This window comes from Fibrella arboris (assembly GCF_041321095.1).
GTDB lineage: Bacteria > Bacteroidota > Bacteroidia > Cytophagales > Spirosomataceae > Fibrella > Fibrella arboris.
Window position 1 is genome coordinate 383,465 of the sequence record NZ_JBGGWE010000004.1, and the last position, 17,870, is coordinate 401,334.

Annotated in this window: 13 protein-coding genes; 7 read left to right on the top strand and 6 right to left on the bottom strand. The window is 51.7% G+C overall.

What is annotated here, in order from left to right:
• Nucleotides 1-148 precede the first annotated feature (148 nt).
• A complete protein-coding gene (gene ftsH, locus ACAW75_RS09210; protein ID WP_370728401.1) occupies nt 149-2,182 on the bottom strand; it encodes an ATP-dependent zinc metalloprotease FtsH in 2,034 nt (677 codons plus the stop codon).
• 106 nt (nt 2,183-2,288) lie between these two features.
• Nucleotides 2,289-2,699, bottom strand: coding sequence for a ribosome silencing factor (rsfS, locus tag ACAW75_RS09215; RefSeq protein ID WP_370728402.1), 411 nt, complete (start codon nt 2,697-2,699; stop codon nt 2,289-2,291).
• 113 nt (nt 2,700-2,812) lie between these two features.
• On the opposite strand from rsfS, the gene ACAW75_RS09220 reads away from it, so the two are divergent.
• Nucleotides 2,813-3,586, top strand: coding sequence for a biotin--[acetyl-CoA-carboxylase] ligase (locus tag ACAW75_RS09220; RefSeq protein ID WP_370728403.1), 774 nt, complete (start codon nt 2,813-2,815; stop codon nt 3,584-3,586).
• A gap of 44 nt (nt 3,587-3,630) precedes the next feature.
• Here ACAW75_RS09220 and pafA read toward each other — a convergent pair whose 3' ends face one another.
• Nucleotides 3,631-5,328 carry an alkaline phosphatase PafA gene (gene pafA / locus ACAW75_RS09225; RefSeq protein WP_370728404.1) on the bottom strand — a complete coding sequence of 566 codons (1,698 nt, stop codon included), beginning with the start codon at nt 5,326-5,328 and terminating at the stop codon, nt 3,631-3,633.
• Between the two features lie 107 nt (nt 5,329-5,435).
• Between pafA and ACAW75_RS09230 the strand changes: the two genes are divergently transcribed.
• Nucleotides 5,436-6,203 carry a fatty acid desaturase gene (locus ACAW75_RS09230; protein ID WP_370728405.1) on the top strand — a complete coding sequence of 256 codons (768 nt, stop codon included), beginning with the start codon at nt 5,436-5,438 and terminating at the stop codon, nt 6,201-6,203.
• A 20-nt stretch (nt 6,204-6,223) separates the two neighbouring features.
• Here ACAW75_RS09230 and ACAW75_RS09235 read toward each other — a convergent pair whose 3' ends face one another.
• On the bottom strand, nt 6,224-7,198 hold the full coding sequence (locus ACAW75_RS09235; RefSeq protein ID WP_370728406.1) for a polyprenyl synthetase family protein: 975 nt from the start codon (nt 7,196-7,198) through the stop codon (nt 6,224-6,226).
• A gap of 189 nt (nt 7,199-7,387) precedes the next feature.
• Here ACAW75_RS09235 and ACAW75_RS09240 point away from each other — a divergent pair, with 189 nt between their 5' ends.
• Nucleotides 7,388-8,350 (top strand): patatin-like phospholipase family protein, encoded by a 963-nt coding sequence (locus ACAW75_RS09240; RefSeq protein ID WP_370728407.1) that lies wholly within the window; start codon nt 7,388-7,390, stop codon nt 8,348-8,350.
• Between the two features lie 60 nt (nt 8,351-8,410).
• On the opposite strand, the gene ACAW75_RS09245 is transcribed toward ACAW75_RS09240, so the two are convergent.
• Entirely contained in the window at nt 8,411-11,794 is a 3,384-nt protein-coding gene (locus ACAW75_RS09245) for a TonB-dependent receptor (protein WP_370728408.1), read from the bottom strand.
• 283 nt (nt 11,795-12,077) lie between these two features.
• Between ACAW75_RS09245 and selD the strand changes: the two genes are divergently transcribed.
• Both selD and ACAW75_RS09255 read left to right on the top strand, forming a co-directional pair.
• Complete coding sequence (gene selD, locus ACAW75_RS09250) at nt 12,078-13,127, top strand: selenide, water dikinase SelD (protein ID WP_370728539.1); 1,050 nt, start codon at nt 12,078-12,080, stop codon at nt 13,125-13,127.
• Between the two features lie 128 nt (nt 13,128-13,255).
• Nucleotides 13,256-14,053: an alpha/beta fold hydrolase gene (locus tag ACAW75_RS09255; protein WP_370728409.1), complete on the top strand. Its 798-nt coding sequence runs from the start codon at nt 13,256-13,258 to the stop codon at nt 14,051-14,053.
• Between the two features lie 58 nt (nt 14,054-14,111).
• Here the strand turns inward: ACAW75_RS09255 and ACAW75_RS09260 are convergent, their stop codons facing one another.
• Nucleotides 14,112-14,891, bottom strand: coding sequence for a glucose 1-dehydrogenase (locus tag ACAW75_RS09260; RefSeq protein WP_370728410.1), 780 nt, complete (start codon nt 14,889-14,891; stop codon nt 14,112-14,114).
• A 397-nt stretch (nt 14,892-15,288) separates the two neighbouring features.
• Here ACAW75_RS09260 and ACAW75_RS09265 point away from each other — a divergent pair, with 397 nt between their 5' ends.
• Both ACAW75_RS09265 and ACAW75_RS09270 read left to right on the top strand, forming a co-directional pair.
• The gene (locus ACAW75_RS09265) at nt 15,289-17,001 is read left to right on the top strand and encodes a sodium:solute symporter family protein (protein WP_370728411.1); all 1,713 of its coding nucleotides are present in this window, start codon (nt 15,289-15,291) and stop codon (nt 16,999-17,001) included.
• Nucleotides 17,002-17,136: 135 nt separating this feature from the next.
• Complete coding sequence (locus ACAW75_RS09270) at nt 17,137-17,835, top strand: hypothetical protein (protein WP_370728412.1); 699 nt, start codon at nt 17,137-17,139, stop codon at nt 17,833-17,835.
• Nucleotides 17,836-17,870 lie beyond the last annotated feature (35 nt).

Here is a 17,870-nt window from a genome sequence, read left to right on the forward strand (position 1 = left end):
TGAGCTTAACTCAAAAATTCCTCACCAGCACTGGCGGGGAATTTTTGAGTTATACATCTTGTCTCCAAATTTTAACGTACCTGAGCCTACACAAAAAAGGCCCAACCAGCAAGGTTGGGCCTTTTTTGTGTAGGCTCAGGTACGTTAGTTAAATTCCCTCCAGCGTTTCCTGAGGTTTAATGGCATCGGGAACCGATTCAGTACCTATTTCTTCTTTAACCTCTTCCGCAATACCCCGCTTTTTGTACGCCTGATACACGGTATCGCGCTCGAAGGGCCGCTTGCCAATCAAACGAACCAGATCGTCCTGATACAGAATCTCTTTCTTCAACAGTTCCTGCGCAATGATTTCCAATGCCTCGCGGTGATCGGCCAGCATCGTTTTCGTGCGTTCGTAGGCACCTTCGATGATCTTCCGCACCTCTTCGTCAATCTGGCGCGACGTTTCTTCCGAGTAGGGTTTGTTGAACGAATATTCCGACTGCTTCGAGTCGTAGAACGACACGTTACCAATCTTGTCATTCATGCCGTACATCGTCACCATGCTGTAGGCCAGCTTGGTGATCCGCTCCAGATCGCTTAGGGCACCCGTCGAGATCTTGTCAAAGACCAGATCTTCAGCAGCCCGGCCACCCAACGCCATGCACATCTCGTCCATGAGCTGCTCGGTCCGGTACAGATACTGCTCACGAGGCAGGTACTGCGCATACCCCAGCGCCGCTACGCCACGCGGAACAATAGACACTTTTACCAGCGGATCGGCAAATTCGAGGAACCAGCCAGCCAGTGCGTGACCAGCTTCGTGGTAGGCCACGATCTCTTTCTCTTCGGGCGAAATCAGCTTGTTCTTCTTCTCAAGACCACCAATTACCCGGTCCATCGCATCCTGAAAATCGTTCATGTCGACCGATTCCTTGTCGCGTCGGGCGGCAATCAAGGCAGCTTCGTTGCAAACGTTGGCAATTTCGGCGCCGGCAAAACCAGGCGTCTGAGCCGCCAATTCTTTAGGCTCCACATCGGGCGCCAGTTTGATGGGCTTTAGGTGTACTCTAAAGATGGCTTCGCGGCCGATGATATCCGGCTTGTCGATGCTGATCTGACGGTCGAAACGGCCAGGGCGTTGCAGAGCCGAGTCAAGTACGTCTGGGCGGTTGGTTGCCGCCAGAATAATGATACCTGAATCGGTGGCAAAGCCGTCCATTTCTACCAGCAGTGAGTTCAGCGTATTCTCGCGCTCATCGTTGGCACCGGGCATCGATCCGCGACCACGCGAACGGCCAACGGCATCAATCTCATCGATAAAAATGATACAGGGCGCTTTTTCTTTAGCCTGCTTGAACAGGTCACGTACCCGTGCGGCACCCACGCCCACAAACATCTCCACGAAATCAGAGCCCGACAATGAGAAGAATGGTACGCCCGCTTCACCGGCAACGGCTTTAGCCAACAGCGTTTTACCAGTACCCGGAGGACCAATCAGCAACGCCCCTTTCGGAATCTTGGCACCCAGCTTTGTGAACTTCGACGGGTTTTTGAGGTAGTCAACAATTTCTTTGATCTCCTCTTTGGCTTCGTCGAGGCCGGCTACATCATTGAAGGTGATTTTCACCTTGTTGTCTGCATCGAAGAGCGCAGCTTTCGATTTGCCAATGTTGAAGATCTGACCGCCGGGACCGCCGCCGCCCGACATGCGCCCCAGAATGAAGTACATGGCCAGGATCATGGCGATAAAAAATCCGTAAGTAGCCAATTGACTGGCAAAGTCTGTGCGGGTTTCAACGTTATAGTCGATCCGCTGGTTATCGGGCTTATCCTTTTCAATGCGTTCCAGATCGCGTTTCAGCGATTCAGCGGAAGGGACCTCGAATTGGTAATGTGGACCGGCGCCACCACCAAAGTAGGGTTTCTCGCCATTCAGCCCACGGTATTCAGGCTTTTGCAGGGCTTGTTGGGTAAGCGTTACTTCAGCGTACTTGTCGTTGACCACGACAACTTTCTGAACGTCATTGTTACGGGCCATCCGCTCAAACTGCCGGGCTGATGTGGGGCGGACCGATGTGCTTTTGCTTAGGAACGCGATGCCTAAGATGGCGGCAATCAGCAGAACCACAATCCAGCCCTGGAAATTCGGTTTGCGGGGCAACCGGGGCAGTGGATTTTTATTGTTGTTGTTTTCAGACATTTCGACAGGTTATACAGAAATCGGTTAATAGGGAAACACAGTACAATTATGAATGTTTTTGCTACTGCACTGTGAATAGGCAGACAATCAACCCAACGTTGTCAGCCTAGCGCTGCACAAACACATCAGATTCGTTGTCGACCCAAGTCATTTCAGCGTCTCCCCAAAGTTGTTCAAGGTCGTAAAAAGCCCGACGATCTTTTTTGAAGACGTGCACAACAACGTCCACGTAATCCAGCAGGATCCACTCGCGGTTCATTTTGCCCTCACGGTTCATTGGGAATACCCGGCTTACTTTCAAGATTTCTTCTTCAATTGAGCCAGCAATGGCGTCAATCTGTGTATCTGAATTACCAGAGCAGATGACGAAGAAGTCAGTAATCGCATTTTTTACCTGGCGTAGGTCCATCACGACAATGTCCTGCGCTTTTTTCTCCTGCATTCCTTTCACGACCAGATCGCGGAGTTGTTCGGTCGTCAATTCAGTTAGTTTGGCTGAAACAGCGTTTTGAATCATGCTTTGCGTGTAAACTTGTGAGCGCAAACAGGTAGCGGGTACGTTGCCAATTAGTAAAGCGACTGCTTCGACGCACCATACATTATTTGACTAATCTATAATCATAACAATCATTGCACAAAATTTATCCCAAAACCCTCTTTCTTGGCCAAAAAATCGTTTATCTGCCAAGCTGTCAGTCGACAAACGATGAAGCGGCTAAACTCCTGGAGCAGGAAGACGTAGCTGAAGGAACAATTATAGTTACTGACCAGCAAACACAGGGACGTGGCCAGCGAGGCAATCAATGGGAAGCGCAGCCGGGACAAAACCTGACTCTGTCGCTGATCCTGAAGCCTGCCTTTCTGACTGCGGCCGAACAGTTCTGGCTGAACATGGCCGTCTCTATCGCCATTCAGGATACGCTTGCGCCGCTGATTACGGTTGCAGGGTTAACGATAAAATGGCCGAATGACGTGTATGTAGATGACCGAAAGTTAGGCGGTGTGCTCATCGAAAATACGCTTCAGGGTTACGTATTGGGCCATTCCATTATTGGTATTGGCCTGAACGTGAACCAGACAGCCTTCAGCATTCCTACCGCCACCTCGCTGCTGCTGGAATCCCCTATTCCCGATGGTTACTCTTTAGCCGGGTTAGTAACGGCACTGGTCGAGCAACTCGAAAAACGGTATCTTCAGCTACGCGCTGGCCATCGGCAAGTGCTTCGGGCAACGTACCTGCAACACCTTTACCGGTATCAGCAACTACATACGTACCTGGCAGATGGACAGCTTTTTACAGGCAGCATTGCCGACCTTGACCAAACCGGACGTCTTGGCATCCTGTCAGATGGTGTCATGCGGTACTTTGCCTTTAAGGAAGTGGCCTTTGTCAGTAAAGGATGATCATGGCGCTGCCAGAGAACGCACTGAGCAGAGCCACGAAGCATTTATTTCAGCGCGTCTTCAACCGGGTTGCCCACACAGCCGCTCGGCTCCAGAATGCCTAACAGCGCACACACTGTGGGGGCAATGTCGGCAATTTGCGTGCGGTGAAACGTCTGTCCCGGTTTCACACCCCAGCCATAGATCAGAAAGGGGACGTGCGTATCGTATGGGTACGTTGTGCCATGTGTTGTCCCTTTACTCCGTCCTTCAAACCAGCCGGCCTGGAGCATCACGTAGATATCGCCGCTCCGGTTAGGATGATACACGTTACGAAGCATTGTCATCTGATTTTCGGGCAACGGTGTATTGGCCAGATCATGCAGGTTGATCACATTAATAACCCCTCGCTGGGCCAGCAACGTAGTATTGAGCAGGGCGTATACCTCCTGAACAGGAATTTTCTTCTCCGCAAGCAGCGGGGTATTCAGGTAGATTTGCTGGTTGAAATAGCTGAGCATCCACTGCCCTGGCCCGTAGGCTTTGGTCAGGGCTGCTTTGACGGATTCGCCAATTTCGCCATATGGTTTTGTCTCGGCAGGAATGCGGTACGATCGCGAGAAAGCCGGAATGTCCGCCGCGCCGTGGTCGGCAGACAGGAAGGCCAGCCAGTCGCCTTTCCCCACTTTGGCGTCGAGCTGATTAAAAAAGTCCTGCAACTGCAAGTCGAGCCGGAGGTATTCATCTTCCGTTTCTATGGCGTGCGTACCGAAGGCATGACCAACATAATCGGTAGAGGAAAAACTGACTGCCAGCAGATCGGTGATGTTGTCTTTCCCGAGTTGCTCACCGTCCAGGGCAGCCAAAGCAAATTCTTTGGTTAGCTGATCGCCATACGGCGTTGCCCGCAGCACCTCATAACGGCTCTGTCCACTTACGGCCACAAACTCATGCGGAAAGGTCGATTTAGTTTCCCCGGGCAACGCGGCCTCATAGGCCTGGTCATCGGCTGTGCTTTCCACGTACTTGTCGAGTGCCAGTAATGGCTCCCATTTCTGCCGTAAAAACTGATCGGGCAAGCGCCGGTTATTATAGGCCTGCACCCAGGCAGGCAGGTCTTTCCGGTAAAACGTACTGGTGATCCAGTTCCCATCTTTTGAATCAAACCAGTAGGCAGCATCGGCGGCATGACCGGCAGGTAAGATAGAGCCACGATCTTTTAAGGCTACCCCGACAACCTTTGCCCGATTGTCGGTTGCCAGCTTCAACTGATCGCCAATGGTAGTAACCAGCATATTGCGAGGCGACATCTGGCCGGCAACCCCCGTGTTACCAACGGTCTGCACCGTGGTGTCTTCAGCGCAATACATGATCCGGCCGAGTTTACGGTCATAAAATTCATTGCCGACAATGCCATTATAAGCGGGGGCAGAACCCGTATAAATAGCCGCATGGCCCGGGCCGGTATAGGTAGCTGCGTAATGATAATGATTGTTCCGGCAGTTGTAGCCCTCTTCCATCAGCCGACGAAATCCTCCACCAGTAGCCAATGAACTGTACTTGTCGTAGTACCGGTACAGATAGTCATACCGCATCTGGTCGACTACAATACCAACCACCAGTTTAGGGCGGGCCGAAGTGGTTGAGTTGCCAGGACTTGTCGTTGGCGAAACTGATGGGCTGGTAGCTTTTTTCGACTGTCCAATGACTGAGAATGAACAGAAAAGTGTAATAAAGAGTACAGAGGAGGCAAGGCGCGTCATGAAGTAATGCGTCGGAACTAGCGATAGATGAGCACAAAGGTAACGAACAAATTGGGTGCGGCTACCGTTGACTTAAGTATCCAATCACTAGGCCACTGGCTTGTTTCATGCGGCAGGAACTGTCATTTAGCCCCGCTCAGATCGGCAACAGGGGCGTCTGGATTGCCTTGATCATTCTTTCGGTCTGGTTTGCCCTGCTTGTGTTTCTGCTGACCTACCAAAGCCCCAGGCCGGTTATATCGGGTGTTGGGCTGAGCTGGGCCGACCCGTTGGTTTATCTATTTGTGCTGCTGCAAACGCACCTCTACACGGGTGTGTTCATCACCGCGCACGACGCTATCCACGGGGTGGTAGCTCCCACTAACAAACGCCTGAACAATGCTATTGGCTGGCTGGCGACGCTCTTGTTTGCTTTTAACTGGTATAGCAGACTCGCCGCCGGGCATCAGCTTCACCATCGCCATGCAGCCACCGAGCACGACCCCGACTATCACCGTGGCAATGCCAACATGGTGTTGTGGTTTGTCGATTTTGCCCGAAGCTATGTATCGATCTGGCAGATTCTGGCAATGGCCGTGACGTACAACGTTCTGAAGATCTGGTTTCCAATGGAGAACCTGATCGTTTTCTGGATGTTGCCAGCCATCCTCAGCACGTTCCAGCTCTTTTATTTTGGCACGTACCTACCACATCGGGGCGATCACGATAACCCGCCGCACAACGCCCGAAGCCAGGGACTGAACCACGTTTGGGCCTTTGTCTCCTGCTATTTTTTTGGCTATCATTTTGAGCACCATAACCAACCCTACCTGCCTTGGTGGAAACTCGCTGAAGCCAGATCAATGACCGATAACACTGCTGCAGAACGTACCTGAGCAGCGTTCTTGTTCACCAATCATTTACTCCGTTCGATCGTGTATTGAATCAACCCTTCGAGGGAGTTGCGGTAGGTTGACGCGGGGAGTTTGTACAACAGGTCTTTCGCTTGCTGCACATACTGTTGCATGGCTGTGGTAGCGTATTCTATACCGCCAGATTCTTTCACAAACGCGATGACATCGTTGACCTGCCTGGGTTCGTCGCTATGGTTCTTTATGATATTGATCACCCGGCGCTTATCGCTTCGACCAGCCTTGTTCAACGCGTAGATCAGCGGCAATGTCATCTTTTTCTCCTTGATATCGATGCCCAGCGGCTTGCCCACTTCAGCCGTCCCGTAATCGAAGAGATCATCTTTAATTTGAAAAGCAATGCCCACTTTTTCGCCGAATAGCCGGGCCGTCTCAATCATCTCAGACGACGCGTTCACGGAGCGGGCACCCATCGCGCAGCAGGCAGCGATGAGCGACGCTGTTTTCTGCCGGATGATTTCGTAATAGACCGACTCGTTGATATCGAGGCGCCGGGCTTTTTCGAGTTGCAGCAATTCCCCTTCCGATAAATCACGGACGGCTCTATTGCCGATACTTAACAGGTCGAAGTCGCCGTTTTCAAGGGAAAGGGATAGCCCACGCGACAGCAGGTAATCGCCAACGAGTACGGCAATCTTGTTTTTCCAGAGTGCGTTGATGGAGAAGAAACCACGACGATAATTAGAATCATCGACCACATCATCGTGGACCAGCGAGGCCGTATGAAGTAGCTCGATGAGCGCGGCCCCCCGATAGGTGGAGTCATTGATGGAGCCGCAAACGCCTGCCGTCAGGAAAACGAACATCGGACGAAGCTGCTTGCCTTTTCGCCGAACGATGTAGGTCGTGATCTGGTCAAGCAACATGACGTCGCTTTTCATCAGGGCCTTGAATGTCTGCTCGAACCGATCCATTTCAGCAGCAATCGGAGCCTGAATGTCGGCGATGGTGATAGCCATTGGGTTTACTATGAGCCACCCAGCGATGGCCCGACTCTATGGGCTCGTGGTCGCCCGCGATACGCCGTTGGTTAGGTTGTGAGCAAAAGTAGCGACGAATTGACGAACTGTACGTAAAAAATACAATCTTCGGGCAATGGCCAGACTTAGCTGGTCGCCGCTATGCTACGCTGAATTTATAGTCGACTTATGCCTGACCAACCAACTATTCCCGCTTCCGAAGTACATTCTGACTCATTACCTACCTCCTGCGGCCGCACCCTGGTGCTGGGCGGGGGTTCGTTGAAGGGCGCTTTTCAGTGCGGAGCCATTACGGCTATTTTTGAAAAAGGGTTCAAGCCAGAAGCTATTTACGGCATCTCGGTGGGTAGCCTGAATGCCACCTTCCTTGTCCACGAAGCCAATCGTCAATACGCCGAAACAGGCCGCATTGACTGGCCCAAAGTAGGTCGTGTGCTCCTCGAATTCTGGATTAAACACATCACAAAACCCGACGACGTGGCCATTATCCGGTCACGCGTACTGACAGGTTACAATACCTTGTTCAGTCGGTTTGATGGCTTTCTCGATAACACGCCACTCCGCAACCTGGTACGGCAACACATCGACGTCGACGTCTTGAAGCAGGGACCGATCAAACTGAAGGTTGGCGCGGTGAACGTTATTGAGGGCGATATGGTCTACGTATCGCCCAAAGACGACTATTTCCTTGATTATGTCTTCGCCAGCAGTTCCTTACCATTTCTGATGCCCGCGGTACAGATTGGCGACGATCGCCGCAAGGCCTTTCTGGATGGTGGTCTCCGCGAAGTAGCCCCCCTGCGGGAAGCGATCGACGATGGCGCCACCGAACTTATGTGTATTGCCTGTCACGCCAAACGGATCTTCAATGAATCGTTCAACCACCGCAACCTGTTAAACCTCATGGAGCGGGTGAAAGATATTACCGTCAACCAGATCGTCAACAACGACATTGCCTGGGCAGAACGGTTTGTGGACCGGGAAAAACTGCGCGGTCATGCCTTTAGCCTTACCGTCATTCGCCCCACCGAGCCACTTAGCCTGAACCTGCAGAAGTTCACATCTGATGATATCGGCAAGTTGATTGTCCAGGGATATAAAGCCGGGACGGACGTTTTACGCGTTGTTTAATACGCAACGAACCCCGACCTGTTGGCCGGGGTTCGTTGCATTCCAGGTACGTTGCTCTCCTTAGTTGAAGATGTAACGAAGACCGAATTGAGCCTGCCATACGGCGTTGATAGATACGTTAGGCGTATACGAATCACGCAACAGAACAGTTTTTGCTACTCCCCCATCTGTAATCGCTTGAGTGGCCAGACGATACGAAAGTGCACCGTTTGTACCTACTGTGGCGGCAAGCGGGTTGAACGTAGTTGAAATGTTACCAACACCCCACGAATCGTTTATCAGGTTACCGACGTTCAGGATATCAGCCCGTAACTGGATCGTATTACGCTTGCCTTTCGCACCTGTTGCAATGTAGAACTCCTGAATGAACGTGAAGTCTACGCGAGTCAACCAGGGGAAAGCACCGCCGTTTCGTTCCGCATACTGGCCGCGACGTGTTTTCAGGTAGTCGTTACCGTCAATGTATGAATCAAAAGCGGCCTGCTGCTGCTCTGGAGAGTACGTCACCGAAGAGGCTGGCGTAGTAGCCGTAGCAGCATTGGTTACAACCAGAGGCAGGAATGTCAGATCAGACGCTTTGTTCGGCACAAAGATCAGATCGTTTGTGGTCTGGCCATCACCGTTTACGTCCTGGTTGTAAGTATACGACACTTTTGAACCGCTGTTCGATACCAGGCCGAGTGTGAACGTTGATGAACCACCGATCTTACCACCGTAGTTTAACCGGTAATTCAGCAAACCAACAATGCGGTGACGCAAGTCATTATCTGAATACGTCAGTGGCAAGTAGTTCTGGCCAATCGTTGTAGGTACGTTAGCTTGTACAGTACTGCCTACGAAAGCGATATCTCGTGCCTGACCGTAGGTGTAGGAAACAAACCCGCCAAAACCATGTGAGGCAGGTTTCTCCAGTTTCACCGTTGCAATGTATGAGTCACCCTGATCTGTGTTCTTCAATACAAAGGCGTTACCGATGGTCGGGTTGATGAAACGTGCATTGGTAGCCGCTGTACCTGTAAGACCTAAAGCCGGGAATTTAGCACCGGGAAGGGTATTATTAGGTGCTGCCAAGTTAGCATCAATATAGCGTAGACCGTTCAGCACCTTATTGTAGATGAACTCAACTGTACCAACCAGCCCCCAGGGCAATTTCTGGTCAACGGCAATGTTGGTCTTCCAGATCTGTGGGTATTTCAAATCCTGATCCGATGCGTTGATAGCATAACCAGTCAGGCTGCTGGCACTTGTAGGAGGGGGCAAGATACCAGCAGGCAGTTTGCTTGGGTCTGTAACAAATGGAACACGCGTGTTTGTCAGGTTAAACACGGCCGTATTGATGCCGTTGTTACCCAACTGGTTCGAGATCAACACCTCTGGAATACGCGATACGAACAAACCACTACCACCCCGAACCTGTGTTGTCTTGTCGCCTTTCACGTCCCAGTTAAAACCAACGCGGGGAGAGAACAGCAGACGAGGCTTAGGAAATGCGGCCGTCGTGATTTTGTAAGGGCTACCGTTTTCATCGCGGAAGGTTAGATCAGCTACCCGCTGGTTATTGAAGGAAGCAGCATTAGAGTCATCGTATGCATACAGATCACCACGCAGACCTACTGTCAATTTAAAGTTTGGCGTAGCCTGATATTCATCTTGAATGTAAGCACTATACAGGTCGCGATCCAGACGCTGTAATGGTTCAGCACCACCGTCCACCAATGAATAGCGCAGATTGTACCGGTTGACAACAACGGGCGATGTTGTGCTGTTTGGATTGGTGATCGACGCGAGAGCAGCGGTTTTAAAATCAGCAATCGAGTTGTAAACATACACGCCATTCGACGATGGGAAGAACACGTTGTTCGACGTAAAGTGTTCGTATACCACGCCAGCAGTCAAGGTATGTTTGCCAGCGTAATAGCTGAAGTTATCCGTGATATTAAATGTCGAATAATTCAACTTGTTATTAGGCGTAAACGGATCGAAACCGATCGAAGTTAACGTGCTTCCGCCTGCCGCGTTCAGGATATCAATCGTTGGGAATAGACCTGTTTTATAAGTCCGGTCTTCGATCTGCTTGTTGTAGGTAACAATCAGGTCATTAGACATTTTGCTACCCAGAGTAGATGTTAATTCAGCAGCTATCGAACGAGTATTGTCAGCAATGATGTAGCCCGAACTTTCTGGCGACAACGCCAGCGTTGAGTTGGTCCGGTTTCCGTTACCTGCTGTGTTGCTACTGTTACTGTTGCTGATGGGTACGTCTGACTGCGAATCGTGGTGCGAATACCGTACCGACAACTTGTGATTATCGTTGATGTTATAGTCAAGACGAACCAGGCCTTTCTTACTCTTAACCTGGTTGTTGAACCCGTCAAATGGCCCCAGCGTCCGGTTGAAGTTCGTCTGCATGAACTGTGTCAGATCATCCACTTCCGCCTGCGTTATACGAGAGACGTTGCTGGCGTTGGCAATACCCCGGTTTACCGAATAAGTCAAAGCAGGAGTGCTGCTATCGAACTGCTCGCCGTTCACAAAGAAGAACAGCTTGTCTTTAATGATCGGACCACCCAGGCGGAAACCATAGGTCGTTTCGCTCAGAACAGGCGTTGGCGTAATGGTAACGCCGCCGACTGTTTTACCCAATACTTTATCAGACCGGAACAGCGTGTAGGCAGAACCAGAGAAATCGTTTGTTCCTGAGCGAGTAACGGCATTGATCCCGGCACCAGTAAAGCCCGACTGACGAACGTCGTAAGGGGCTACGTTTACCTGAACCTGGTCAAGGGCGTCGAGTGATACGGCGGTAGTACCCGTCCGGCCACCTGCCTGTGCTGAGCTGCCCAATCCGAAACCGTTATTGAAAACAGCTCCGTCAATAGTGATGTTGTTAAAGCGGCTATCCTGACCGGCAAACGACTGGCCATTACCATATGGGTTATATTTGGTAATGTCGTTGATCGTACGGCCGATCGTTGGTGTCGTGTTGATGGCTTCCCGTCCGAAAGACGTGGCAGCACCCGTGCGGTCTGAACTGAAAATATCTGACCGGTTCGTGGTTACTACAATTTCGTTCAGGCTAGTGCCCGAATCCGTTAATTTAAAATTGGCATCAGCGGCCGTTCCCAGGTTGACAAATACATTGTTTGTCGTCTGTTCAGTATAGCCAACGAATGTTACCTTGATGGTATATGGTCCACCTACCCGCACTGTCGGCAACGTGTAACGGCCAGATACGTTACAGGTTGTTCCATAGCGGGTGCCTGAAGGCTCGTGGGTAGCAACCACGGTTGCCCCTGGAAGACCCTCCCCCTTGGCATCGGTAACGATACCGTTAATGGCACCAGTTGTTACCTGTGCCATAGCCTCGCCTCCGAGGAACACGGTCAGCAACATACTGCCAAGCAGTAGGAAAGCTGCCCGGAAGCGCAGTAGCTTTTTAAACATAGAAGTGTTTGGTTTGATTGTTAATGTAAGTAGGCTCATACGGTTGGACACGATATGTTTCCGGCCGCAAAGGTCAGACAAGATTTTGGCACCGCCAAGAGCCCTATCTACAAAAAATGCTATAATTCGCTTATTTAATGGCACTTTTCTTTAAAATCTCCATATTTAGCAGGCTATCAGCCTAGTTGTGTAATATTATCGTTTTGTTAAGCCTCCTTAAAGGCAATCGACTACCTAAGTTTACTTGATTAACTACTGCTTTTCGATGACTTCACTACCTACTATTACCGAGCCAGTCAGGCTTACTCAATACAGTCACGGGGCTGGCTGCGGCTGCAAAATTGCCCCTAAAGTCCTTGACCGGATCCTGCACGGGCAAGCCAGCGGACCGGCCTCGCCAGCTCAGTCATTTTCTACCTTGCTGGTTGGAAACGACGCACGCGATGATGCCGCCGTTATGGACCTGGGCAACGGCGAAGCCATTATCAGCACCACCGATTTCTTCATGCCAATTGTTGATGATGCCTTCGATTTTGGCCGGATCGCATCGGCCAATGCCATCAGCGATGTGTATGCCATGGGTGGGCAACCCATTATGGCCATTGCTATTCTGGGCTGGCCCATCGATAAGCTCTCACCCGAAGTAGCCGGCGAAGTGATTGCGGGCAGCCGCGCCATCTGTGCAGAGGCTGGTATCCCGTTGGCGGGTGGACACAGCATCGACTGCCCCGAACCCGTATTTGGGCTGGCTGTTACAGGCCGGGTACGGATCAACGACCTGAAGCAGAATAATACGGCCACCGAAGGCTGCGCCCTGTACCTGACCAAACCGCTGGGCGTCGGTATTCTGACCACTGCTCAGAAGAAAGGCATCCTTCTACCTGAACATGCCGCCATTGCCCCCCGCCAGATGGCGCAACTCAATTCGTTCGGAGCCTTATTGGGCCACCTTCCGTATGTAAAAGCCCTGACTGACGTTACTGGCTTTGGCCTGCTTGGTCACCTGAGCGAGATGGCCGAAGGCAGTGGCTTAAGCGCCGAAATCCGTTTCGACGACGTACCCAGACTCGACGTGATCGATGCGTACCTGGCACAGAACAGCATTCCGGGTGGCACACACCGTAACTGGGATAGCTATGGGCATAAAATGGCCGAACTTACCGATCGGCAACGACATGTACTGGCCGACCCACAAACGTCAGGCGGTTTACTCATTGCCGTAGAGCCGCACTGTATGGATGAGTTTGAGCGCATGGCCAAAGAGAACGGCTTCAAACTGATGTCATTCGGCACGATGGTCGCCAGGAAAGAAAAAGTCGTATACGTGAACTAAAAGACAACCGCAAAGGCGCCAGGAAAGCGCAAAGGGCGCTTAGTCATAGGAAAAGGTTTTTTACCAAAGTAGCCATGTACATCTTGCACCCTTTGCGATTTTCTTAGCGCCTTTGCGGTTAAAGAGCTATGAAGTTGTATTACCGCGAAGTGGGTGACCCCGCTGCGACCCCATTGATCATTGTTCACGGCATTTTCGGCTCGTCAGACAACTGGCTGACCATCAGCAAAACAATCGCCGCACAAGGCTACCGCGTCATCCTTCCCGACCAGCGCAATCACGGTCAATCGCCTCGTAGCGACGACTTTTCGTATGTTGACATGGCGGCGGATATGCACGAGCTAATCACCGATCTGAAGCTGGACAAACCCGTTTTAGTCGGGCATTCGATGGGCGGCAAAACCATGATGCAGTACGTGTTCACGTATCCAGGTACGTTCTCAAACCTGGTCATCGTTGACATCGCACCAAAATTCTACCCGGTTCACCACGGTGAGATCCTGCGCGGGTTGGCCTCGATCGACCTCTCGGGTATACGTACCCGCAACGAAGCCGATGCTGCCCTGACGCCCTATGAACCGTCTCCAACCGTCCGGCAGTTTCTGCTCAAAAATTTATATCGGGAAGAAGTGGCCGGTGCGTCACAGTTCGCCTGGCGGCTGAATCTCCCGGTCATTAGTCGTGAGATTCATGGCGTGGGCGAAGAACTGACGAACCCACACCCAGTGACTGAGCCTACTTTGTTTATCCGCGGGGAACGGTCACCCTATATCCTCGATAGCGATTGGCCTGCTATTCTCCGTCTCTTTCCAAAGGCGAAGCTGGTAACCATTGCAGACGCAGGCCACTGGGTCCAGGCCGAAAAACCCGCCGAATTCGTGGAGGCGTTAATGGGGTTTTTAAAGAGTGAAAGAATGAAAGAGTGAAAGAGTGGCTGACGCGTATAGGTTTGGTTAGCCACTCTTTCACTCTTTCGCCCGTTGTCTAAATTACCGTACCGCCATCGGCGTAAAAAAGGCTTCCGGTAGAATACGAAGAGGCCGAAGAGGCCAGGAACAGCGCCAACGGACTTATTTCGTCGGTGGTGCCCATTCGAGCGATAGGGAGCCTTTTGGTGAAGTGAGCCAGCGTTTTGTCGTCCTGCCAGAGTGCCTGACTGAATTTGGTCTTGATCAGGCCGGGACAGATGGCGTTTACCCGAATACCGTCTGCGCCCCACTCTTTCGCCAGCACCTTGGTCAGCATATTTAACGCAGCTTTACTGACGCTGTATAATCCCAAACCGGGATCTGGCGTGTGCCCCGCTATGCTGCTCACCATGATCACACTGCCACCACCACGGGCTTTCATGCTGGGATAACACAGTTTGCTAAGCTCGAACGGTGCTTTCACGTTGGCTTGCATGATCTTATCGAAAGCAGCTCCATCAGCCTCCAGCGAAGGGCCAAATACCGGATTCGAGGCCGCATTGTTGACCAGGATATCGATGCCTCCGTATACAGCAATAGTCTTTTCGACCAGTTGCCCCAATTGCGCCATATCGCCCACGTGCGCAGCAATGCCGGTGGCCTCACCACCTGCCGCTTTGATAGCGGCTGCGAGTGCATCGCAGGCATCCTGTTTCCGACTGCTCACAACGACTTTAGCGCCAAAACGAGCGTACAAACGAGCCATGTCTTCACCAATGCCTTTACTGGCCCCGGTGATAATGGCAACTTTATTGGTTAGGTCAAAAACGGCCTTTTCAGATTCCGCAACAGTCATATTTTGGTAATTGATTTTGGGGTAATTAAGGTAAGTAAGGAATTTGGTAAGTGAGTCAGTGTGGATTGAATTAGGCAGACAACTCCTGACCCACAAAAGCCCTATACAGCCTACTACTACCCCAGGTATCGAATTCTCCAGTTAACGAATCACAATTGCCTAATAACCCTACTAATCCACAGTAAACGTAAGTGGTGGCACCATTTGTGCGTTACTGGTAAAAACACCGCGCTCGTCAGTTGACCGGTTCGTGTGTACCTTTACCGTCAATTGTTACTCCTATGCCCATCCCATCCGACTCACCCCTATTCGGCTCCTGGTCACGCGCCTACGCAGTGGTCATGATCGCCTTGCTGCTCGAAATTGCCTTTTTTTACGGTCTAATGCGCTGGTTCGCATGAGCAGTCTGGATTGGTGGGTGTTGGGCAGCACGCTGACTGTCCTGATTGGCTATGGCCTGTACAGAAGTCGGGGCCAGCAGGATTTCGACGCGTACACCCGGGCAGGGAAATCGCTTCCCTGGTACCACGTAGGGTTATCGGTCATGGCCACGCAGGCCAGCGCCATAACGTTTTTATCGGCGCCAGGCCAGGGGTTCGCCGATGGTATGCGGTTCGTGCAGTTCTATTTTGGACTACCACTCGCCATGATCGTGCTGTCGATCACCTTCGTGCCCATATTTTCCCGACTTAATGTATACACCGCCTATGAGTTTCTGGAGAAGCGCTTCGATGGCCGGGTACGTTCATTAACGGCCGGCCTCTTTCTGCTTCAGCGCGGTTTATCGACAGGGTTGTCTATCTACGCCCCGGCTATTATCCTGTCGACCATTCTGGGTTGGAACATCTACCTGACGAACCTGATCATGGGCGGCCTGGTCCTGATCTATACCGTAACGGGGGGCACCAAGGCGATATCGCATACTCACCTGACACAAATGCTGATCGTGACGGTGGTAATGGTCATTGCCGGCTGGTTGACTGTACGCTTATTACCCGAGAACATGGGGCTGACCGACGCGCTACGTGTGGCCGGTAAAGCGGGCCGCCTGAACCTCATCGACACAAAGTTCGATCTACAAAATCGCTATAACCTCTGGTCGGGTCTGATCGGCGGCTTCTTTTTACAACTCTCCTATTTCGGCACCGATCAGTCGCAGGTGGGGCGGTACCTGACGGGCCAGTCGATTACGCAGAGCCGGGTTGGACTACTCATGAATGGGTTACTAAAAGTACCCATGCAATTTTTGATTCTGCTGGTCGGGGTGCTTGTCTTTGTTTTTTACCAGTTCAACGAGTCGCCCATATTCTTCAACCAGCAGGAAACAGACCGCCTTCGGTCAGGACCCCTGGCATCGGAGTTTCAACTGCTCGATAGCAAGCACCAGACGCTGACTGCCCAACGGCGCGAAGCCGTGGCCAGTATGGAAGTAGCCATTCGATCGGACAACGACGTTGCCGCTGATGAGGCCGGTGAAAAAATACGAATGGCCGATGGTGAGATTACCAAAGTCCGGAAAGAGGTGGCCACGCTGGTTCAACGTAACAATCCGACCGCCGACACCAACGATGTCAATTACGTGTTCCTGCGGTTTGTGTTAGACCACCTCCCCCACGGCCTGATTGGCCTGCTCATTGCAGCGCTGTTTATTGCTTCCATGGGGTCTATTGCATCGGCCTACAACTCGCTGGCGTCTACATCGGTGGTCGATGTATACAACCGGATTATACCAGTGGCTGACCAGACCATGAACGAAGTCACCCTATCGCGCTGGCTAACGCTGGGCTGGGGCGTCTTCTGCATCATCACGGCCCAGTTTGCCAGCCTTATCGGCGGCAGCATGATCGAGATAGTGAACGTGCTTGGCTCGCTTTTTTACGGCGTCATTCTAGGCATCTTTTGCGTGGCTTTCTACCTTAAATCAGTGGGGGGACGGGCTACGTTCTGGGCAGCTCTACTGGCCGAAGCTATCGTAATTGGCTGCTACCACTTCGACCTGCTCGCTTTCCTTTGGCTTAACGTTATCGGCTGTTTGCTTGTCATGTTGTTTGCCCTGGTGCTGAATCGATTCAACGCCACGCCAGCTACTTCAGCTGTTAAAATGTCTTAATGTAGCTTGTCGTAAAAGGCCAGAACAGAGCGTATTGGCCTTTTTGAACCGACCAACGACCAACGTACCCAGCGCATCCTATACCGGATTAGATTCCAGAACCGTTATTTTTACACCGTCCTGTTTCTACTGTCCATGCGTTTCTTCGTCACGTTGCTGTTGCTGATTCCTGCTGTTTGCCAGGCTCAGACTCCCCGATTCATCATTGGTAAAGTGCTGGATCAGGAAAAGGGCAGCGGCGTCAATAACGCCACGGTCATCAATCCCCGTACGCAGGCGATTGGCCGCACCAACGCGGCAGGTGCCTTTTACCTCGACGTGAAACCGGGCGATTCAGTGATTGTCACCAGCCCCAGCCACGGCCGGGCTGGTCTGAAATGGGATGGCATCAGCAAAGAACCCCAACTGGTCATGAAACGGCAATTATCCGACGAGGTGGTGAATTTGCCTACACTGACGGTACGGGGTCGCCGCGAAGCTGAGGTACGCAAAGAGTTGGAGCAGTTGCTGCGCGAACCTGAGGCTAGAAAGAACCTGTCGGGTGAACAGATTTTCAATTTGGCTCAGTCGCCCGTAACGTTACTGTACGAACTATTCAGCAAGCAGGCGCGGGCCAGCCGTAAAGCTGCGGTGATCAGTCAACAGCACCGCAAACGAATGCTGGCTAATTACCGGGTTGAACTGATTACCCAACGCGCGACGGACCTTCAGGGCGAAACGATCGACACATTCCGGGATTATTGCAATTTCAACGACGATTTTGTGCTCCAGTCCTCTGAATACGACCTTACTTTCGCGGTTTTACAACGGTATCGTCAATATTCACGACATTAAATCAACGACGTTCATCGTTTAGTGAACGGTCATTC